Origin of the sequence: Streptomyces sp. NBC_01689 (assembly GCF_036250675.1) — a bacterium.
Classification (GTDB): domain Bacteria; phylum Actinomycetota; class Actinomycetes; order Streptomycetales; family Streptomycetaceae; genus Streptomyces.
Genome location: NZ_CP109592.1, coordinates 2,524,805 through 2,545,024, shown reverse-complemented (window position 1 = coordinate 2,545,024; position 20,220 = coordinate 2,524,805). Strand labels below are relative to the sequence as shown.

Annotated in this window: 18 protein-coding genes and 1 pseudogene; 16 read left to right on the top strand and 3 right to left on the bottom strand. The window is 73.0% G+C overall.

The features are described from left to right. The first annotated feature begins 523 nt into the window (after positions 1-523). The 6 genes from OG776_RS10830 (at position 524) to OG776_RS10810 (ending at position 6,738) form a co-directional block, all read left to right on the top strand. The gene (locus OG776_RS10830; RefSeq protein ID WP_329320310.1) at positions 524-1,513 is read left to right on the top strand and encodes an amino acid ABC transporter permease; all 990 of its coding nucleotides are present in this window, start codon (positions 524-526) and stop codon (positions 1,511-1,513) included. Further along, a complete protein-coding gene (locus OG776_RS10825; RefSeq protein ID WP_329320308.1) occupies positions 1,510-2,304 on the top strand; it encodes an amino acid ABC transporter ATP-binding protein in 795 nt (264 codons plus the stop codon). Before OG776_RS10830 ends, OG776_RS10825 begins: the two co-directional genes overlap by 4 nt. 182 nt (positions 2,305-2,486) lie before the next feature. Then, positions 2,487-3,560, top strand: coding sequence for an ABC transporter substrate-binding protein (locus OG776_RS10820; RefSeq protein ID WP_329320306.1), 1,074 nt, complete (start codon positions 2,487-2,489; stop codon positions 3,558-3,560). Between the two features lie 343 nt (positions 3,561-3,903). Beyond that, on the top strand, positions 3,904-3,993 hold the full coding sequence (locus OG776_RS42430; protein ID WP_315986879.1) for a putative leader peptide: 90 nt from the start codon (positions 3,904-3,906) through the stop codon (positions 3,991-3,993). 76 nt (positions 3,994-4,069) lie between these two features. Beyond that, on the top strand, positions 4,070-5,353 hold the full coding sequence (locus OG776_RS10815) for an LLM class flavin-dependent oxidoreductase (RefSeq protein ID WP_148007362.1): 1,284 nt from the start codon (positions 4,070-4,072) through the stop codon (positions 5,351-5,353). Next, complete coding sequence (locus tag OG776_RS10810) at positions 5,350-6,738, top strand: NtaA/DmoA family FMN-dependent monooxygenase (protein ID WP_148007363.1); 1,389 nt, start codon at positions 5,350-5,352, stop codon at positions 6,736-6,738. Before OG776_RS10815 ends, OG776_RS10810 begins: the two co-directional genes overlap by 4 nt. Before the next feature lie 506 nt (positions 6,739-7,244). Here OG776_RS10810 and OG776_RS10805 read toward each other — a convergent pair. Then, positions 7,245-8,009: a CDP-alcohol phosphatidyltransferase family protein gene (locus tag OG776_RS10805; protein ID WP_148007364.1), complete on the bottom strand. Its 765-nt coding sequence runs from the start codon at positions 8,007-8,009 to the stop codon at positions 7,245-7,247. Positions 8,010-8,115: 106 nt separating this feature from the next. Here OG776_RS10805 and OG776_RS10800 point away from each other — a divergent pair, with 106 nt between their 5' ends. The 5 genes and pseudogenes from OG776_RS10800 to OG776_RS10780 all read left to right on the top strand — a co-directional run. Next, on the top strand, positions 8,116-9,096 hold the full coding sequence (locus OG776_RS10800) for a zinc-dependent alcohol dehydrogenase (protein WP_329320304.1): 981 nt from the start codon (positions 8,116-8,118) through the stop codon (positions 9,094-9,096). 137 nt (positions 9,097-9,233) lie between these two features. Continuing rightward, positions 9,234-9,632: a 6-pyruvoyl trahydropterin synthase family protein gene (locus tag OG776_RS10795; RefSeq protein ID WP_148007366.1), complete on the top strand. Its 399-nt coding sequence runs from the start codon at positions 9,234-9,236 to the stop codon at positions 9,630-9,632. After that, on the top strand, positions 9,629-10,831 hold the full coding sequence (locus tag OG776_RS10790; RefSeq protein WP_384963559.1) for a glycosyltransferase family 4 protein: 1,203 nt from the start codon (positions 9,629-9,631) through the stop codon (positions 10,829-10,831). The genes OG776_RS10795 and OG776_RS10790 overlap by 4 nt, the downstream gene beginning before the upstream one ends. Continuing rightward, the gene (locus tag OG776_RS10785) at positions 10,828-11,883 is read left to right on the top strand and encodes a class I SAM-dependent methyltransferase (RefSeq protein WP_261994375.1); all 1,056 of its coding nucleotides are present in this window, start codon (positions 10,828-10,830) and stop codon (positions 11,881-11,883) included. Before OG776_RS10790 ends, OG776_RS10785 begins: the two co-directional genes overlap by 4 nt. After that, positions 11,880-12,923: pseudogene (locus OG776_RS10780) on the top strand (lysylphosphatidylglycerol synthase transmembrane domain-containing protein); the annotation flags it as partial. The gene OG776_RS10785 and the pseudogene OG776_RS10780, both read left to right, overlap by 4 nt. A gap of 137 nt (positions 12,924-13,060) precedes the next feature. Here OG776_RS10780 and OG776_RS10775 read toward each other — a convergent pair. Beyond that, positions 13,061-13,864, bottom strand: coding sequence for a creatininase family protein (locus tag OG776_RS10775; RefSeq protein ID WP_148007368.1), 804 nt, complete (start codon positions 13,862-13,864; stop codon positions 13,061-13,063). 49 nt (positions 13,865-13,913) lie between these two features. On the opposite strand from OG776_RS10775, the gene ribA reads away from it, so the two are divergent. Genes ribA through OG776_RS10750 form a run of 5 tightly spaced genes read left to right on the top strand, consistent with a single transcriptional unit; the run spans position 13,914 to position 18,976 of the window. Then, positions 13,914-14,642, top strand: coding sequence for a GTP cyclohydrolase II (ribA, locus tag OG776_RS10770; protein WP_148007369.1), 729 nt, complete (start codon positions 13,914-13,916; stop codon positions 14,640-14,642). Continuing rightward, positions 14,639-15,625, top strand: a complete 987-nt coding sequence (locus tag OG776_RS10765) for an ornithine cyclodeaminase family protein (RefSeq protein ID WP_148007370.1) — start codon at positions 14,639-14,641, stop codon at positions 15,623-15,625. The genes ribA and OG776_RS10765 overlap by 4 nt, the downstream gene beginning before the upstream one ends. Beyond that, positions 15,622-16,767, top strand: coding sequence for an NAD(P)/FAD-dependent oxidoreductase (locus tag OG776_RS10760; RefSeq protein WP_148007371.1), 1,146 nt, complete (start codon positions 15,622-15,624; stop codon positions 16,765-16,767). The genes OG776_RS10765 and OG776_RS10760 overlap by 4 nt, the downstream gene beginning before the upstream one ends. Further along, entirely contained in the window at positions 16,764-17,825 is a 1,062-nt protein-coding gene (locus tag OG776_RS10755; RefSeq protein ID WP_148007372.1) for a saccharopine dehydrogenase, read from the top strand. Before OG776_RS10760 ends, OG776_RS10755 begins: the two co-directional genes overlap by 4 nt. After that, positions 17,822-18,976 carry a saccharopine dehydrogenase family protein gene (locus OG776_RS10750; protein ID WP_148007373.1) on the top strand — a complete coding sequence of 385 codons (1,155 nt, stop codon included), beginning with the start codon at positions 17,822-17,824 and terminating at the stop codon, positions 18,974-18,976. The genes OG776_RS10755 and OG776_RS10750 overlap by 4 nt, the downstream gene beginning before the upstream one ends. 6 nt (positions 18,977-18,982) lie before the next feature. On the opposite strand, the gene OG776_RS10745 is transcribed toward OG776_RS10750, so the two are convergent. Beyond that, positions 18,983-20,209: a serine hydrolase domain-containing protein gene (locus OG776_RS10745; protein WP_148007374.1), complete on the bottom strand. Its 1,227-nt coding sequence runs from the start codon at positions 20,207-20,209 to the stop codon at positions 18,983-18,985. Between the last annotated feature and the right edge of the window lie 11 nt (positions 20,210-20,220).

Below are 20,220 nucleotides of genomic sequence, written 5' to 3'. Positions count from 1 at the left end.
CGCATCGGACCGGAGCAACTCCGGTGGACACGAGGCCCGACGGGCCGGAACGGTGACGGTGACCGCGATGCACGCAGCTCAGGGGAAGACCGCCTCGCGGTCCCACGGCTGCCACCGCGCGCTCATGAACCGTCGCCCCGAGCGGCACCTCACCGACGGCGGCAGCGCCCGCACGGCCCGGTGTTGTCCCGCTCCCGGCGCCCGCTGTCGCTGTCAGGGCTGACGCGCTCCCTCGCCGGTCCCCGCTCGCCGCATCCCGGTTCATGAAAGCCCGGCCGGCCGACCCCGGTTGCTGCGGACCGGGCCGGTGAACCCCGGCCGGCGGACTCCCGGCCCCTGATCTCCGCCGTCCGGCACAGGACCCGTGATCGCCGAATTGCCCCGTACCGGCGTCGAACGGGCGGTCCGCCGGTGACCTCCTTCCCCTTCCCGCCCCCCGCATCGGGTTCGTTCCCCGTGCGCGTACCCCGTCGTCTCCTCGTACGGGCCGCGCCCGGGGAGTCCGAGCCGCCTGGAGCCCTCCATGAGTGAATCCCTGGGCTCCGCCGTGCCGTTGGGCACGGCGGAGCCGCCCCCCGCTCCCGTGGCCGAACCGAGGCCGTACGCGGCGCAACGGGTACGGCCGCTGCGCCGGCCGGGCCGCTGGATCGTCTCGGCGGCCGTGCTGGTCCTGGTCGCGCAGATCGTCCACGGCCTGGCGACCAACCCGTTCTTCCAATGGGACAGGTTCCAGTACTGGTTCCTGCGGCCCACGATCGTCGACGGCTTGCTGATCACCCTCGAAGTGACCCTCTACAGCGCCCTTTCGGGCCAGCTGGGCGGTGTCCTGCTCGCGCTTGCACGGCTCTCCCGGAGTCCGGTGCTGCGCGCCGTGAGCTGGGTCTACATCTGGCTCTTCCGCTCGGTCCCGCTCATCGTCGTCCTGCTCTTCCTGTACAACTTCTCAGCCCTGTACCGGACGTTGAGCCTCGGCGTGCCGTTCGGTCCCGCCTTCCTCACCTTCGACGAGTCCCGGCTCGCCACCGACATGGCCGTCGCGGTCGTCGGGCTGAGCCTCAACGAGGCGGCGTACGCGGCCGAGGTGGTACGGGGCGGCATCCTCTCCGTCGACCAGGGCCAGCACGAGGCGGCGGCCGCGCTCGGTCTGCCGAAGGGCTACCAGTTCACGAGGATCGTGCTCCCCCAGGCCCTGCGCTCCATCGTTCCCAACTACGTGAACCAGTTGATCGGCCTGATCAAGGGCACCTCCCTGGTGTTCTACGTCTCCCTGCTCGATCTCTTCGGCTCGGTGCAGAGCATGGGCAGCACCTACCCCGGCGACATCGTGCCGCTGCTGCTGGTCGCCACCGTCTGGTACCTGATCCTCACCAGCGTCGTGTCGGTCGTCCAGTTCCACGTCGAGCGGTACTACTCGCGGGGTGCGCTGCGCACGCTCCCGCCCACCCCACTGCGGAGACTCCGCACCGGTCTGCGCGACCTGCGGGCCCGGATCCGGAAGGAGGCGGCACGGTGAGCGCCGAGACCGCGGAGCACCTGGACGGCCGGCCCGCGGCGGTCGAGGTGCACGACGTGCACAAGTGGTACGGGAACCAACGGGTGCTGAACGGGGTGCGGTTGACCGTCCGGCCCGGCGAGGTCACCGTGGTCCTCGGGCCCTCCGGCTCCGGCAAGTCCACGCTCCTCAGGGTGATCAACCATCTGGAGAAGCCCGAGATCGGACACGTCCGTGTGAACGGCGAACCGATCGGTGTACGGGAGCACGGCGGCCGGCTGAGGGAACTGAGCGAGCGGTCCATCCTCGCCCAGCGCGGCCGGATCGGGTTCGTCTTCCAGAACTTCAACCTGTTCCCGCACCTGACGGTGCTGGACAACGTGGCCGCCGCGCCCGTCGCCACCGGCCGGCTGGGCAGGCCCGAAGCCCGGAAGCTGGCGCGCACCCTCTTGGGCCGGGTCGGGCTCGCCGACAAGACCGCCGCCTTTCCCCTGCAGTTGTCCGGCGGGCAGCAGCAGAGGGTGGCCATCGCGCGTGCCCTCGCGCTGCGTCCCGGAGTCATCCTCTTCGACGAACCCACCTCCGCGCTCGACCCCGAACTCGTCGGCGAGGTCCTCGCCGTCATCAAGGACCTGGCGACCAGCGGCACCACCCTCGTCATCGTCACCCACGAGATCGGCTTCGCCCGTGAGGTCGCCGACCGGGTGGTCTTCATGGACGCCGGCCGGATCGTCGAACAGGGGCCGCCCGCCCAGGTCCTCGACCGTCCGGCACACGAGCGGACCAGGGACTTCCTGAGCAAGGTCCTCTGAATCCCGGACCCCCGAACGACCCACCCACCCGCCACCACAGACGCCCCACCCATCCACCGCCGAGGACGCCCCACCCACCCGCCACCGCAGACGGCGCACCCGCGTTCCTCACCGCACCTCACCTCCCACGCGGACGCGCACCCCGCCACGCCCTCACGCCCACACACCTGACAAGGACGACCATGCGCACCCCGACCCGCACCCCTGACCGCAGCAGCCGCAGCCTCCTCCCCGACCGCCCCCGCGGGCTCCGTACCGGACTCCTCCGCGGCCTGACCGTGTCCACCGTGGCCGCCGCCCTCGCCACCGGGCTCACCGCGTGCGGCGGCGAGAGCGACGCCGCCACCACGGGAGGCGCGGCCCCCGGCACCGTCACCGTGGGCGCGCTCTCCAACGGCGCCGCCCGCCGGACCGACCTCGAGGTGACCGAGGTCAAGGCCATCAGCGCCGAGCTGCCCAAGGAGGTGGCGAGGAAGGGCAGGCTGGTCATCGGGGTGGGCGCGCTGCCCGCCGGGTTCCCGCCACTGGCCTACGTGGGCCAGGACCAGAAGACCCTCACCGGTGCCGAACCCGACCTCGGCCGGCTGGTCGCCGCGGTCCTCGGCCTGAAGCCGGAGGTGAAGAACTCGACCTGGGAGAACCTCTTCGTCGGCATCGACAGCGGCAAGGTCGACGTCGCCTTCTCGAACGTCACCGACACCGAGGAGCGCAAGAAGAAGTACGAGTTCGCCTCCTACCGGCAGGACAACCTCGCCTTCGAGGTGCGGAAGAAGAGCACCTGGAACTTCGGCGACGACTACCGGAAACTGGCCGGCCTGACCGTCGCGGTGAGCGCCGGTACCAATCAGGAGAAGATCCTGCTGGAGTGGAAGGCGAAGCTGGCGGCGGAGGGCAAGAAGCTCACCGTCAAGTACTACCAGGACAACAACGCCACGGCCCTCGCCCTGACCAGCGGGAGGATCGACGCCTCCTTCGGGCCCAACCCCGGTATCGCGTACCACATCACCCAGACCGCGAGGACGCCCGAACCGACGCGCAACGCTGGCACGTTCTCCGGCGCGGGCGCGACGCTCCAGGGCCTGATCGCGGCCACCGCGAAGAAGGGCAGCGGGCTCGCCAAGCCGGTCGCCGACGCCATCGACCACCTGATCAAGAGCGGTCGGTACGCGCAGTGGCTCGCCGCGTGGCACCTCTCCAACGAGGCGGTCGACACCGCCCGGGTCGACCCGCCGGGGCTGCCCCTCGACAACTCCTGACCCACCGCTCCCGTGCCGCCCCGGAGACACGCCACCCTCATGACACCCTCCACGCGGGGACACCCCCCTTCCCGCACACCGCCACCGCCACCGCCACCGGCAGCGGCAGCGGCACCGGCAGCGGCACCCGCACCGGAGCGGTCCGGCTCCACGAGCCGACCGGCTTCGGCCGGCGCCGGCGCACGGATCACCTCCTGGTCCGAACTCCGGTCGCGGAGCAGGAACAGACGGCACGGACGGCCCGTTGTGCTGAAGAGGACACCACGAAGGCGGCGCGCCCCCGGCCGCCGCGCACGGAAGAGCGGAGGTGACGGGCGTGCCGGCCGTATCCGGACTCCGCGTCATGGTGCTCACCCCGCGCCGTCGTGTTCGTCTCCACTCCCGGCCGCACATCGATCTGCAGCGCGTGGCCGGCGCGCTCTGTCGTCCCTGACCTGTCACCCCGCTGCCGCCGCCCTCGCACGGAGGGTGTGAGCCCTCGTACGGTCGATCAGGAAGGCACTCCTTTCGTGTCCTCGTCATCCCCCTCCCCACAGACCCCTTCTTCCTCCCCTGTCTCCGCTTCCTCCGGCCTGCTGCACCTCGCGGTCGCGCTCGACGGCGCCGGCTGGCATCCGGCCGCGTGGCGCGAACCGGTGGCCCGCCCCCACGATCTGCTCACCGCCGCCTACTGGACGGACCTGATCACCGAGGCGGAGCGCGGCCTGCTCGACCTCGTGACCATCGAGGACGCCTTCGGCCTCCAGTCCTCGCGGGCCGACGGCCCCGACGACCGCACCGACCAGGTACGCGGCCGTCTGGACGCCGTCCTGATCGCGGCCCGCGTCGCACCGCTCACCAGCCACATAGGACTGGTGCCGACCGTAGTGGCCACCCACACAGAGCCGTTCCATGTGTCCAAGGCGATCGCCACCCTCGACTATGTGAGCACCGGGCGGGCCGGTGTACGGGTGCAGGTCTCGCCGCGCCAGAACGAGGCCGCGCACTTCGGCCGCCGTACGTTCCCCCCGTTCCGTCCGGAGGACCTGGACACCCCCGCCGTGCGGGAACTGACCGCCGAGCTCTTCGACGAGGCGGCCGACCACGTCGAGGCGGTCCGCAGGCTCTGGGACAGCTGGGAGGACGACGCGGAGATCCGGGACGTCGCCACCGGCCGCTTCGTCGACCGCGACAGACTGCACTACGTGGACTTCGAGGGCAGGCACTTCAGCGTCAAGGGCCCCTCGATCACCCCACGCCCGCCGCAGGGCCAGCCCCCGGTCAGCGCCCTCGCCCACGCGTCGGCGGCCGGCGCGCCCTTCCGTCTGCTCGGCCGCTCCACCGACATCGGCTACGTCACCCCTCACGACACCGGGCAGGCCCGCGCGATCGTCACCGCGGTCCGGGCCGAACAGGACGCCGCGGGACGCTCCGGCGAACCCCTGCACCTCTTCGGCGACCTGGTGGTGTTCCTGGACGACGATCCCGCCGCGGCGGCGGCCCGCCGCGAACGCCTCGACACCCTCGCCGGCCGGCCGTACACCAGCGACGCCCGGATCTTCACCGGAACCCCGGCCCAACTCGCGGATCTGCTGCAGGAGTTGCAGACAGCCGGACTGTCCGGCTTCCGGCTGCGCCCGGCGGTCGCCGGCCACGACCTGCCGGCGATCACCCGGGGCCTGGTCCCGGAACTCCAACGCCGCGGCGCCTTCCGGCGGTCGTACGAGGCCGGCACCCTGCGCGGGCTGCTCGGGCTCTCCCGCCCCGCCAACCGCTACGCCGCCACCGCCCGTTCCGGAGGGACCCACTCATGAGCACGTCACAGGACAAGCCCCGCAAGCGGATCCACCTCGCGGCACACTTCCCCGGCGTCAACAACACCACCGTCTGGAGCGACCCGGAGGCCGGCAGCCACATCGAGTTCAGCTCGTTCGCGCACTTCGCGCGGACCGCCGAACGCGCGAAATTCGACTTCCTCTTCCTCGCCGAGGGACTGCGGCTGCGCGAACAGGGCGGCCTCATCTACGACTTGGACGTCGTGGGACGCCCCGACACCTTCACCGTACTCACCGCGCTCGCCGCCGTCACCGAACACCTCGGCCTGACCGGCACCATCAACTCCACCTTCAACGAGCCCTACGAGGTGGCCCGTCAGTTCGCCAGCCTCGACCACCTCTCCGGCGGACGCGCCGCCTGGAACGTCGTCACCTCCTGGGACGCCTTCACCGGGGAGAACTTCCGCCGCGGAGGGTTCCTGGCGCAGGAGGACCGCTACTCCCGGGCGAAGGAGTTCCTGTCCACCGCGAACGAGCTCTTCGACGCCTGGCACGGGGACGAGATCGTCGCCGACCAGGAGAGCGGAGTCTTCCTGCGCGACGCGAAGGCCGGAGCCTTCGCGCACCAGGGCCGGCACTTCGACATCCAGGGGCGGTTCAACGTGCCGCGCAGTCCGCAGGGCCGCCCCGTCGTCTTCCAGGCCGGGGACTCCGAGGAGGGCCGCGAGTTCGCCGCCGCGGACGCCGACGCGATCTTCAGCCGGTACGCCACCCTCGAGGAGGGCCAGGCGTTCTACACGGACGTCAAGCGCCGGCTCGCCCGCTACGGGCGGACCCCCGACCAGCTGCTGATCCTGCCCGCCGCCACCTTCGTGCTCGGGGACACCGACGCCGAGGCGGAGGAGCTCTCCCGCGAGGTGCGCCGCCAACAGGTCAGCGGCGCCACGGCGATCAGGCACCTGGAGTTCGTCTGGAACCGTGACCTGTCCGGGTACGACCCGGACGGCCCCCTCCCCGACATCGACCCCGACCTCGGCGAGCACACCATCGCCCGGGGCCGCGCCCAGGTGCGGATGTACCGGGACCCGCTGGCCACCGCCCGGGAGTGGCGCGAGCGGGCCGCCGCCAACAAGTGGTCCATCCGGGACCTGGTCATCGAGACCGGCAACCGGCAGGCGTTCGTCGGCTCACCGGCCACCGTGGCCGAGACGATCGACCGCTTCGTGCAGGCCGACGCCTCCGACGGCTTCATCCTCGTCCCGCACCTCACCCCCGGCGGCCTCGACACCTTCGCCGACACCGTGGTCCCGCTGCTCCAGGAGCGCGGCGTCTTCCGTACGGAGTACGAGGGCACCACCCTCCGCGACCACCTGGGCCTCGCCCACCCCGACGCCGGTTCGGCGGCCGACCGGGTGGCGTCCTGAGGGTCCCCGCCGGGACCCGGAGACGGCGGCGGTCACCGGGCACCGCTCCAGGAGGCCACCGGCGCCGACGAGTTGCCGGGCACTGCCGTCGCGGACGGCCGCGCGGACCGGGTGCGGCCGTGCGCCCGGCGGACCGAGCGGCGGCTGTGGCGCCGAACGGGACGTGACGGGTCCGGCGAGGTGAGAAGACGGCCCGTGGCGCCTCGGTCCGCTCCGCGGGGTGTCGGCCGGGGCGGACGGGACGTACACGGGAGACACGGGGAACGCGTGGCGTGAGCGTAGTGCGATGCGACGGGATGGCGGCGACGGCCTCCGGCGTCCCGCCGGTCCTGTCCGTCCGCGCCGTGGCCCGGGAGCGGGGGCCGGCCGGTGTGGCTCGTCGGGGCCGCGGGTCCACGAGCGGGTGCGGCCTGTGGTGCGTCCGCCCTCGCGGGCGGTCCGCCGGACGCGCCGGGCCGGGTCACCGTCGTACCGGTGGCGCGGGGAGGGACCCCGGTCCGCTCGCGTCAGCCCACCTCGGCGAGCTCGCGCACGGTCTGCCGCTGCTCCCGCGGGTGCTGGTGGCGGTGGCGGCACAGCCACACGATGTCGCGGCCGAACGACCAGACCAGCAGCGCGAGCGCCAGCAGCACCGTGGCGGCGTCCGCCTCCCGCGGCATGATCCCGGCGCCGGCGACGAGCAGCACGATCCCCTGGAGGGCCGCCACGGTCTTGCGGGCCATGCTGTGCGGCAGCGCCGCGTTCAGCCACGGGAGGACCCGGGCCGCGGCCACGAACACGTACCTCATGGTGCCGATCAGCAGCACCCAGGGACCGAGCGACATCGACACGTACACGCTGAGCACGAGGATCAGGAACGCGTCGACCTCCATGTCGAAACGCGCGCCGAGGGCGGTCGAGGTGCCGGTGCGGCGCGCGACCTTCCCGTCGACCCCGTCGAGGATCAGGGCGACCGCCGTGAGACCGACGAGCAGGGTGACCGGGGGCGAGCTCTGGAAGGAGTCCGCGACCAGCGCGGTGACCCCGCCGACCAGGATCGCGCGGCCGAGGGTCACCCGATTGGCCGGTCCGAAGGAGCGGGGCCGGGAGCGGCGCAGGGCGCGGGTCAGGACCGCCCAGGTGGCGATCGCGAAGGCCAGGCCGGTCAGCCAGCCCGCGGGCCCCATCCCGATCGCCGTGCCCAGCAGAGCCAGGACCAGGAGCTGCACACCCGCTCCCACCGTGGTCTCCTGAGCCAGGAGCCTCGCGTCGTACGTGTTGTTCAGGGCCACCGCACATCCTCCGGCCATATGACAGAGTCGATCAACGCCGCGTACCGTGCGCGGCTTGTCACCGCTCCGTACGTGAAGATCTGCTCGATCGTTCAGGGGGACGCTCATGGAACTCACAGCTCGCGCGTTCTGGCTGGGCTCGCCCGGCCGCGGCGAGATACGCGAGGTGGCCCTGTCGGCCCCCGAGGAGGGCGAGGTGCTCGTGCGCACGCTCTACTCCGGAGTCAGCCGGGGCACCGAGTCCCTCGTCTTCCGTGGCGGCGTGCCGGAAAGTCAGCATGCTTCGATGCGTGCACCGTTCCAGGACGGGGATTTCCCCGGACCGGTGAAATACGGCTATCTGAGCGTCGGCCAGGTGGAGGAAGGCCCGGCGGGGCTGATGGGCAGGACGGTGTTCTGCCTGTATCCGCACCAGACGCGGTACGTCGTCCCGGTGAGCGCCGTGACGGTCGTGCCGGACTCGGTGCCCGCCGCCCGCGCCGTCCTCGCCGGGACGGTGGAGACCGCGGTGAACGCCCTGTGGGACGCCGCCCCGCTGGTCGGCGACCGGATCGCGGTGATCGGCGGCGGCATGGTCGGCTGCTCCGTCGCCGCTCTTCTGGCCCGCTTCCCGGGCGTCCGGGTCCAGCTCGTCGACGCCGATCCCACCCGGGCCGGCATCGCCCGCGCCCTCGGCGTCGACTTCGCGCTGCCCGGCGAGGCCGCCGGCGAATGCGACCTCGTCGTGCACGCCAGCGCCACGGAGGCCGGACTCACCCGGGCGCTGGAACTCCTCGCCCGCGAGGGGACGGTCCTGGAGATGAGCTGGTACGGGGACCGGCGGGTCAGCCTGCCGCTGGGGGAGGCGTTCCACTCCCGCCGCCTGGTCGTGCGCAGCAGCCAGGTGGGTTCCGTTTCACCGGCGGCCCGGCCCGGCCGGACCTACGCCGACCGGCTCGCGCTCGCCCTCGAACTGCTCGCCGAGCCCGCCTTCGACGCACTCGTCACCGGAGAGTGCGACTTCGCGGAACTGCCCGGCGTGATGGCGAAACTCGCCTCCGGATCGATACCGGGGCTGTGCCACCGAGTCGTCTACGACCGGGTTTGAGCGCCGGGCAACCGGCCTGACCTCCGAAGACTGCGAAGAAAGGGGAACAGGCAGCTGAACAAGGAGAACGGGGCAGCCGTACTACACGGCGTGGTCCCGGCAGGGGATCAGACGTACCGCACCTGGAGGGTCGTCCGTTGTTCAGCATCACCGTCCGCGATCACCTGATGATCGCCCACAGCTTCCGTGGCGAGGTCTTCGGCCCCGCGCAGCGCCTGCACGGAGCGACGTTCCTGGTGGACGCCACGTTTCGCCGTGCCGAACTGGACGACGACAACATCGTCGTCGACATCGGTCTGGCCACCCAGGAACTCGGCGCCGTCGTGAGCGCGTTGAACTACCGCAACCTCGACAACGAGCCGGACTTCAAGAACACGAACACCTCGACGGAGTTCCTGGCCAAGGTCGTCGCCGACCGCCTCGCCGAGCGCGTGCACGCGGGAGCGCTGGGCGAGGGCGCGCACGGACTCTCGGGCATCACGGTCACCCTGCACGAGTCGCACATCGCGTGGGCGAGTTACGAGCGTGACCTGTGACCGACACCACCCTCGGCAGGCCGGCCGCGGACAGCGACCGGTCGTCCCTGAACTACATGCCGGTGCAGCACACCGCTCTCAAGAATGCGGCGATCATCCCCATGTCCCTGCGCTCCGTACACTTCGTGATGCCGGGCGGCGTCGACGACGCGTCCGCGCCCAGTGGCGGCAACGCCTACGACCGGCGGGTCTGTCTGGACCTCCCAGGCTTCGGCTGGCAGGTCCACCGGCACGCGGTCCCGGGCGACTGGCCGCGGCCCGCGGCTGCCGCCCGCACCGAACTCGCCCGCACCCTGGCCGAGCTGGCGGACGACACGGTCGTCCTCCTCGACGGCATCGTCGCCTGCGGCGTCCCCGAGATCATCGTCCCCGAGGCCGAACGGCTGCGCCTCGTCGTGCTGGTGCACCTGCCGCTCGGCGACGAGACCGGCCTCGCGCCGGCCGTCGCCGCCGAGCTGGACGCGAAGGAACGCACCACCCTGCGGGCCGTGTCGGCCGTCGTCGCCACCAGCGAGTGGGCGGTCCGCCGGCTCGTAGCCCACCACGGACTCGCCCCCGAGCGGGTGCATGTCGCCGCTCCCGGCGCCGACATCGCCCCGCTCGCCTCCGGCACCGACGGCGTCTCGCGGCTCCTGTGCGTCGCGACGGTCAGCCCGCGCAAGGGCCAGCACCGGCTGATCGAGGCCCTCGCCACCGTCACCGACCTGCCCTGGAGCTGCGTCTGCGTCGGCGGACTCACCCAGGACCCGGCGTACGTGGCCCAACTGCGCGGCCTCATCGAGAAGTACGGCCTCGGCGACCGGCTGCACCTGGCCGGCCCGCAGGCGGGCGCGGAGCTCGACGCCAGCTACGCCGCGGCCGACCTCATGGTCCTCACCTCGTACGCCGAGACGTACGGCATGGCCGTCACCGAGGCGCTCGCCCGGGGCATTCCGGTGCTCGCGACGGATGTCGGCGGACTGCCCGAAGCGGTCGGGCGCGCGCCCGACGGCGGGGTGCCCGGCATCCTCGTCCCCCCGGAGAACCCGGCCGCGCTGGCCGTGGAACTGCGCGGCTGGTTCGGCGAGGCCGACGTCCGCCGCCGGCTCAAGGCGGCCGCCCGCGGCAGGCGCGCCTCGCTGGACGGCTGGGCCGCCACGGCCCGCAGCCTGGCGGGCGTACTGGCACGGCTTCCGCAGGAACCCCGGAGGGCGGCATGAGGACGCAGGCGACCGGCGCGGACTCCCCCCGGCAGGGCGCGCCCCGCACACCCGGTAGCGGTGGCGCGGACCAGAGCGCGCCGCAGGCCGGCGCCGCCGGCCGGCACACGAAGCAGACCGGCGCCGCGCGTCAGGACGTGAAGCGGGTGGTTCCCGGGGCGGGACCGACCACGAACCCTCCGGGTGCTCCCGGGCGGCGCGCGGACACCCCCGACGACGACGCGCCCCGCTACGCCCCGCAGTGGCTCCAGCTGCGGGAACCGGCCGACGCCGCGGCCCGGGCGGCCGACCTGCTCGACCCGCTGCGCATCCGGCTGGCCAACCTGCCCCGGCGCGGCGGCGATCTGGTCATCCACGACCTGGGCTGCGGCACCGGCTCGATGGGGCGCTGGCTCGCCCCGCGCCTGGACGGCGCCCAGCACTGGGTCCTGCACGACCGGGACCCGTACCTGCTGCACTTCGCGACGGTGGGCTCGCCCGCGGCGGCCGCCGACGGCAGCCGGGTCACGGTCACCACCCAGCGCGGCGACATCAGCCGGCTGACCGCGGACGCGCTGACCGGCGCCTCGCTGGTGACCGCGTCCGCCCTGCTGGACGTCCTCACCCGTGAGGAGATCGACCGGCTCGCGGTGGCCTGCGCGGAGGCCGGGGTCCCGGCCCTGCTGACGCTCTCCGTCGCGGGCCGCGTCGAGTTCGCGCCGGGCGACCCGCTGGACGCCGAGTTCGCCGAGGCGTTCAACGCCCACCAGCGGCGCGGGGAACTGCTCGGTCCGGACGCGATCACGGCGGCCTGCGAGGCGTTCGACCGGCACGACGCGACCGTCCGGGTGCATCCGAGTCCCTGGCGGCTCGGACCCCAGGAGGCCGCGCTCACCGAGGAGTGGCTGCGTGGCTGGGTCGGAGCGGCCGTCGAGCAGCGGCCCGAGCTGGCGGAGCGTGCGGAATCGTACCTGCGCTCCCGTCTGGAGGCCTGCGCGGCGGGCGAGTTGCGTGTGGTCGTGCACCACAGCGACGTCCTGGCGCTGCCGCGGCCGAAGGGCGGTGCGAAGTGAGCACGGGCGTGCAGGCCGTCGGTCCGGACACCGGCACGGCCCCCGCCCTCGGCCGGCGCGTCGTCCTGCGGATCCGTGGCGGTGCCGCCCGCGTCGTCGCGCTCCCGTCCGCGACGGCCGGCCGGACGGCGCCGGGCCCCCGTGCCGGCCGCGCGGCCGGGCCGAGTACCCCGGCCCCGGCGGCCGAGGCCCGGCCCCGGGGCGGAGCGCTGCGGGCGCTGTTCGACTCCCGCCGTCTGCGCACCCACTTCGGCACCGTCGCCGGCGCGGCCATCCTCGGCGTCCTGCTCTGGCGGCTCGGCACCGGGGTCTTCCTGGACGGGCTGCGCAGGATCGACGTCCCGACCCTGCTGGCCGGGGTCGGCCTCGGGCTGCTCACCACGGTGTTCAGCGCGTGGCGCTGGTGCCTGGTCGCCCGCGGGCTGCGCATCCGGCTGCCGCTGGCGGGCGCCGTCGCCGACTACTACCGGGCGCTGTTCCTGAACGCGGCGCTCCCCGGCGGTGTCCTCGGCGACGTGCACCGCGCGGTGCGGCACGGCCAGAGCGCGGGGGACATCGGGCGCGGAGTGCGCGCGGTGGTCCTCGAACGGACCGCCGGACAGGCCGTTCTGGTCGCCGTCGGGGCCGTCGTCCTGCTCACCCAGCCGTCGCCGGTCCTCGACGACGCCCGGCGGCTGGCTCTCGTCCTGGCGATCGTCGCGGCGGGCGCGGCGGTCACGGTGGGCGTGGTCCGCAGGGCCCGGCCGACCGCCTCCTCCGGCCGGTTCGGCGCCGTCCGCGCCCTGCTCACCGAGGCCCGCGGCGTGCTGCTGGCCCGCGGCAGCTGGCCGGGTGTGCTTCTCTCGTCGGTCGTCGTGCTCGCCGGGCACCTGGCCATGTTCCTGATCGCCGCCCGGGTCGCCGGATCGGCCGCGTCCGTGGCCGAGCTGCTGCCGCTGGCGCTGCTGGCCCTGCTCGCCATGGGCCTGCCGCTCAACGTCGGTGGCTGGGGTCCCCGGGAAGGCGTCATGGCCTGGGCGTTCGGGGCCGCGGGGCTGGGTGCCGGCATGGGCCTGAGCGTCGCCGTGATCTACGGGGTGCTCAGCTTCGCCGCCGCCCTGCCCGGCCTCGCGGTCCTGTTCGTCCGCTGGTTCGCGGCGCTGCGGCGTCCGCGGCAGGAGAACGCAGGAGGGCAGGATCAGTGCCGGGATTCAGCGACCGCCGAAGTGCCCGTCCCCGCCGACGGAAGTGTCTTCTCCGTCAGCAGCGAGAAGTACGCCCCGAAGGCGTCGGTGAGCCCCGCGAGGAGCTCCTCGCCCTTCTCCGCGGACGCCTTCGAGGGACGGCCGATGACACCGGACTCGGTATAGCCGGCCATACCGAGGGTGAGCAGATGACGCCGGTCGTCCACGACGAAGTCGGACGTCTCGTAACCGGGCCGGATCAATTCCGGGTGAGTGTGCAGCAGAATGGAGGTCTCGATTTCTCCCGCGTGCATATCCGTGAGCAACGAGGTTTCCACACCGGCCCGTTCGAGCGCGGCTTCCCAGTCCTCCGCGGCCGGGAAAAGCGCCATGCGCGTACCGGTGCCCGCGGATTCCTGGACGACATTGCCCAACACGTAATTGCCGCCGTGCCCGTTGACGAGCACCAGGGTGTCCACACCGGAGTGGCGCAGCGATTCGGCTATGTCACGCACCACCGCGTGCAGCGTGACGGCGGAAATGCTGACGGTCCCCGGCCACGCGGCGTGTTCGTGCGAGCAGGAGATCGTCAACGGAGGAAGGAGGTGTACCGGATGGGCGGCGGCGATCTCACGCGCGACGGCACACGCGACCAGCGTGTCCGTCGCCAACGGCAGGAACGCCCCGTGCTGTTCGAAACTCCCCACGGGAAGCACCGCGATCTGACGGGCGACACCGGCCCCCCGCTCGCGCACATCCTCCGTGGTGTCCGCCGGCAACAGGCCGGACACCGTCGAGTGCGTTCCCGAACCACTCATGTTTCACGGCCTTTCGACTCTTCTTTCGACTCTGCTTAGGAACCAGATCATGACAGATGACTTCGCAGTACTTGCCGGGACCGCGCGCCGCTCTGGTGTCGAACGAGTCGTGATCGCCCCTCTGCCCACCGTGTACGGCAATTTCCAGGCGGTCGGGTACCTGGACCACGACCGCGGTGAGGAGCAGGTGATCCTGGTCCACGGGGAGGTCGGCGATCTCGCCGGGGGCGGAGGGGACGCGACGAAGGAAGGCGTCCTCACCCGGCTCCATTCCGAGTGCCTCACCGGCGACGCCTTCGGATCCACGCACTGCGAGTGCGGCGACCAGCTCGGCGCGGCACTGCGCGCCATCGTCGCGGAGGGACGCGGCGTCCTCGTCTACCTCCGGGGCCACGAGGGCCGCGGCATCGGTCTGCTCGCCAAGCTGCAGGCGATGAAGCTCCAGTCGGAGGGCCTCGACACGGTGGAGGCGAACGTCGCCCTCGGCCTGCCGGTCGACGCCCGCGACTACCGGGTGGCCGCGAACATGCTGCACGACCTCGGCGTACGGTCGGTGCGCCTGCTCTCGAACAACCCGCGCAAGCGTGAGTCGCTGCAGCGCAACGGCATCAGGGTCGCCGAGCAGGTGCCGCTGCTGATACCGCCGTGCGAGGAGAACCTCGCCTACCTGCTGACCAAGCGGGAGCGCCTCGACCACTTCCTTCCCCACCTGGACGGCGGCGACTGGACGAAGGCGATCTTTTGCGGAACGGCGAAGGCGGCTATCACTGAGGAATGACAGAAGACGACGCCGGACCGCTGTACCTGTCCCGTGAGCAGGTCGTGGAACTGCTGGACACCGACGCGGCGATCGCCTCACAGCGCGCGGCGTTCACCGCGCTCGGCGACGGCACCGCGGAGCTGCCCGGCAAGATCATGCACCCCAGCCGGTTCGACGACAGCGTGGTCTTCGCCTATCTGGCCCGGCTGTCCGCGGACACCGGTGCCGTCGCCAAGTTCGGCAGCGTCAACCCGGGGAACGCCGGAGCCGGTCTGCCGACCGTCCACGCGGTGATCAACGCGCTCGACCCGGTGACCGGGCGGCTCGCCGCGGTCATGGACGGCACGGCGGTCACGACCCTGCGCACCGCCGCCGCCAGCGCCGTCGCCCTCGACGCGCTGGCCACCGCGGACAGCGCGGAGCTCGGCCTGCTGGGCTCCGGCACCCAGGCGCTCGCCCACGCGCGGGCCGTCGCCCGGGTACGGGAACTGCGGTCCGTACGGGTGTGGAGCCCGCACCCCGGTCGGCGGGCGGAGGCGGCCCGGCAGCTCGCCGCCGAACTGGGCATCGCCGTCGAGGCGGCCGGCACCGCGCGGGACGCGGTCGCCGGAGCGTCGATGGTCGCGGCCTGCACCCTCAGCCGTACGCCCGTCGTGCGGGGGGAGTGGCTGGCGCCGGGGTGCACGGTCGTCAGCGTGGGATCGTTCGAACCCACCCGCAGCGAGGTGGACGCCGAGGTGGTGCGGCGTGCCGCGGCGGTGGTGGTCGACGATCCGGTGACGGCCGCCGAACACGCCGGACCGGTGGTCGAGGCGCTGGCCCGGGGCGTCCTCACGCCGGACGACCTGATCCCGCTCGGCGGCGTCCTGACCGGCGGCCACACGGCACGCACCGGCCCGGACGACATCGTCCTCTACAACAGTGTCGGACTCGGCATCCAGGACGCCGCTGCGGCCTGGGCCGTGATCGACGCGGCCCGCGCCCGGCGGGCACGGCGGTGAAGGGGACCGCTCAGGTCGTCGTCATCGGCGGCGGTGTGATCGGGACGAGCATCGCCTACCACCTGGCCCGCGCGGGTGTCCGGGACGTCGTGCTGGTCGAGCGCGGCGAACTCGCCTCCGGCTCCACCGCGCGGGCCGCGGGCGGCGTCCGCGCGCAGTTCTCCGACGAACTCAACATCCGGCTGGGCGCCCGCAGCCTGGAGGCGTTCGCCCGCTTCGGAGAGGAACCCGGCCAGGACATCGGTCTGCACCGGGTCGGCTACCTGTTCCTGCTCTCCACGCCCGAGGAGGTCGCGGCCTTCGAGGACGGCGTCAGGCTGCAGAACACGCTCGGAGTGCCCAGCCGGCTGATCGACCCCGCCGAGGCACGCCGGCTGTCCCCGCTCATCACCACCGAGGGCCTGCTGGCCGCCGCGTTCTCCCCGGACGACGGCCACTGCACTCCCGAGTCGGTGGTCCAGGGCTACGCGGCCGGAGCCCGCCGGCACGGGGCGACCCTGCTGCGGCACTGCGAGGTCACCGGCATCGAGACCCGCGGGGACACCGTCACCGGGGTGGTCACCACCGGCGGCCGGATCGCCACCGGCACCGTCGTCTGCGCGGCCGGTGCCTGGTCGCGGCGCGTCGGCGCGATGGCCGGAGTGGATCTGCCCGTGCAGCCGCTGCGCCGTCAGATCGCCGTCACCGGACCCGTCCCCGGACTGCCGCCCGGTCTGCCGATGACCATCGACTTCACCACCAGCCTCTACTTCCACGCCGAGGGCCCGGGGCTCCTCGTCGGCATGTCCGACCCCGACGAGACACCCGGGTTCGCCACCGGGACGCACGAGCGGTGGATCCCGCGGCTGGCCGGGGCCATGCGGCACCGGGCGCCCGCCCTGCTCGACCTGCCCCGCACCGGCGGCTGGGCGGGGCTCTACGAGATCACGCCGGACCACAACGCGCTGATCGGCGAGGCGCGTTCGTGCTCGCGCTTCCTGTACGCGACCGGGTTCTCCGGTCACGGGTTCCTGCAGGGACCGGCGGTCGGCGAGGTGGTCCGGGATCTGTACCTCGGCCGCGTACCCTTCCTCGACATCAGCCCCCTGAGCGTCGATCGCTTCGCCGCCGACGCCCCGCGCCCGGAGGTCAACCTCGTATGACCGGACTCCACTTGTGGCTGCGCCACGAGACCCGTACGACCGAACGGCGCACGCCCGTCGTGCCCTCGGACGCCGCACGGCTCGTCGACGCCGGCGTGACGATCACCGTGGAGGACTCGCCGCAGCGGGTCTTCCCGGTCGAGGCGTACGAGAGGGCGGGCTGCCGTACCGCCGGGGCGGGCTCCTGGGTCTCGGCACCACCGGACGCCGTGGTCGTCGGCCTCAAGGAACTCCCCAAGGGACCGGCCGAACTGACACACCGGCACATCCTCTTCGGGCACGCCTACAAGCGGCAGCCGGGGGCCGAGGCGCTGCTGCGCAGGTTCGTCGCCGGCGGTGGCGCCCTGCTCGACCTGGAGTACCTGGTCGACGACGAGGGGCGCCGGCTCGCCGCCTTCGGCTACTGGGCCGGATACCTGGGCGCGGCGCTGGCGGTGCTGCACCACCGGGGTGCCTTGAAGGCGCCGCTCGGCCCCCTGTCGAGGGAGGAACTGGACGCGGAACTCGCCGCGGGCGCCGGGCCGTTGCCGGCCCTCGTGATCGGCGCTCTCGGCCGCAGCGGCCGGGGCGCACGCGCCGCGTTCGGTGTCGCCGGGACGGAGCCGACCCGCTGGGACCTCGCCGAGACCCGTGATCTGGACCGGGCGGCCCTGCTGGACCACGAGGTGATGGTGAACACCGTGCTCACGACCCGGCCGATCCCGCCCTTCCTCACGGTCGAGGACCTCGACAGGCCAGGCCGCCGGCTGCGCACGCTGTGCGACGTGACCTGTGACGTCGGATCGCCGCTCAACGTGCTGCCGGTCTACGACACCACCACGGACTGGACGCGTCCGGTGCGCCGCCTGCGGGAGCGGCCCGTCCTGGACCTGATCGCCATCGACAACCTGCCGTCCCTGCTGCCGCTGGAGGCGAGCACCGACTTCTCGGCGGCGCTGCTGCCGCAGCTCCTGGACTTCGGTGCCGGCCGCCCCTGGGAGCGCTGTCTCGACCGGTTCCGGCGGGAGTGCCGTGAAATCGGCCTGGAGAAGGAGCCGGAAGCGGGAGGAGCGCGATGACGACCGGGGGCAGGGCGCCGAGCGGCACCGTGCACTGGATCGGCGCGGGTCTGTCCACCGGCAGCGGTCTGGCCGCGGTGTGCGATGTCGCCGACCGGGTGCGCCTGTGGCACCGCACCGAGGAGCGCGCGGCGCGGAGGCTCGAGGCGCTGGGCCTGACCGGGCGTGCCGATCCCCGTGCCCACACACGGCCCGCGCTCACGGCCGCGCTCGCCCCCGGGGACGTCGTGGTCTCCATGCTGCCCGCTTCCGAACACGCCGAGTTGCTCGCCGCCTGCGTGCGGAGCGGCGCCCACTTCGCCTGCTCCAGCTATGTGTCGGACGCGGTGCTAGCCCAGGTGCCCGCGGCGACGGCGGCCGGCACGGTGGTGCTGACGGAGTGCGGGCTTGACCCGGGTGTCGACCACCTCTTCGCGCAGAGTCTGGTCGACCGGGCCCGCCGGGCGATCGGGGACGGTACGGCCGCCTCGTACCGCCTCACGTCCTTCTGCGGCGGTGTCCCGGCGGTGCCCGACGACTTCAGGTACCGCTTCAGCTGGGCGCCGGCCGGCGTCCTGGGCGCCCTGCGCGCACCGGCCCGCCACATCGAGGACGGTGTGCCCGTCACGGTGGAGCGTCCCTGGGAGGCGACCCGGCCCCAGCTCGTCGACGGCGAGACCTTCGAGGTCTATCCCAACCGGGACAGCGTGCCCTTCGTCCGGCAGTACGGCCTCCCCGACGCCTGGACACCGGAGACGTTCGTCCGGGGCACGCTCCGCCTGGACGGCTGGCTGCGGGCCTGGGACGCCGTCTTCGCCGAGCTGAGGACGGGCGACGACCGGCGGATCGCGGACCTCGCCCGGGAACTCGCGGCGGCCCACCCGACGACGGACACGGACCGCGACCGCGTCGTCCTCGTGGTCTCGCTGGACGTGCGGGGCGAGCCGGGCACCGAGTGGTCCGGCCGCTACCTCCTCGACCTCGAAGGCACCGCGGACGAGAGCGCCATGGCGCGCTGCGTCTCCCGCACCCTCGCCCTCGGTGTCCGGCACATCCTCGACGGCTCGTTGCCCCCGGGTCTGTGCCGGGCCGCCGGGACGGCGGCCCGCTCCGCACAGTGGCTCGACGAACTCGCCCGGGACGGGGTGGAGTTCACCCTGAGGACCGAGTGAGCCGGGTCAGTCCTGCACGGCCTCGTGCACGAGCCGCTTCAGTTCGGGGTAGTGGGAGTGGGACCCCGCCGGGCGGACCTGGGTGAAGAACTGCACGGTCAGGTCCCGGCGCGGGTCGACCCAGAAGGTCGTACCGGCCACCCCGCTCCACCCGAACGCGCCCTCGGCGGAGGGGGAGCGGGTGATCCCCGGGTCCACGACGACGGAGACGCCCAGGCCGAAGCCCAGGCCCGCGTTGCCGGGCTCGCGGTGCAGCGGGCTGCCGAAGGTGCGCCGGTCGGCGCCTCCCGGCAGGTGGTTGGCGGTCATCGTGTCCACCGTCTCCGGCTTCAGCAGCCGGACACCGTCGAGTTCCCCGCGACGCCGGAGCATCTCCATGAAGCGGTGGTAGTCGTGCGCGGTGGCCACCATGCCGCCGCTCCCGGACAGGAAGCGCGGCCTGCCGCGCAGCGGGAGCCCGGTGATCGGGGCGAGCCGCCCCTCGGAGTCCTCCCCGTAGAGCTCGGCGAGCCGCCCGGCCTGCTCGTCCGTGACACAGAACCCGGCGTCCGTCATGCCGAGCGGACGGAAGATCCGCTCGGCGAGGTGGACGTCGAGGTCCTGGCCGGACACCACCTCCACGAGCCGGCCCAGGACGTTGGTGGACACCGAGTAGTTCCACTCGGTGCCGGGCTCGAACTGGAGCGGCAGACCGGCGTACACCTCGCAGGTTCCGGCGAGATCCGTGCCCGGCGCCACCGACGACTCCAGACCGGCGTCGCGGTAGAGGGCGTCGACCGGGTGGGAGTGGTAGAAGCCGAACGTCAGGCCGGAGGTGTGGGTCAGCAGCTGACGGATCGTCATCTCGTGCTCGGCCGGACGGGTCCGGGTGCCGGCGCCCGAGCCGTCGAGGTACACCCGCGGTGCGGCGAAGGCCGGCAGGAATCGGGCCACCGGGTCGTCCAGCCCGAAGTGGCCCTCTTCGAGGAGCATCAGCGCGGCCACCGAGGTGACCGGCTTGGTCATCGAGTAGATCCGCCACAGCGTGTCGGTCTCGACCGGGAGCCCCGCCGCGCGGTCGCGCCATCCGTGCGTCGCGAGGTGTGCGACCCGGCCGTGCCGGGACACGGCCACCAGGCAACCGGGCAGCCGGTGGTCGTCGACCAGGTGGGCGAAGTGCTGGTCCAGCCGGGCCAGCGCCTTCGGGTCGAGGCCGACCTCGGCCGGATCGACCTCATGTCGCAGGTGTCCCATCGCTCTCCTCC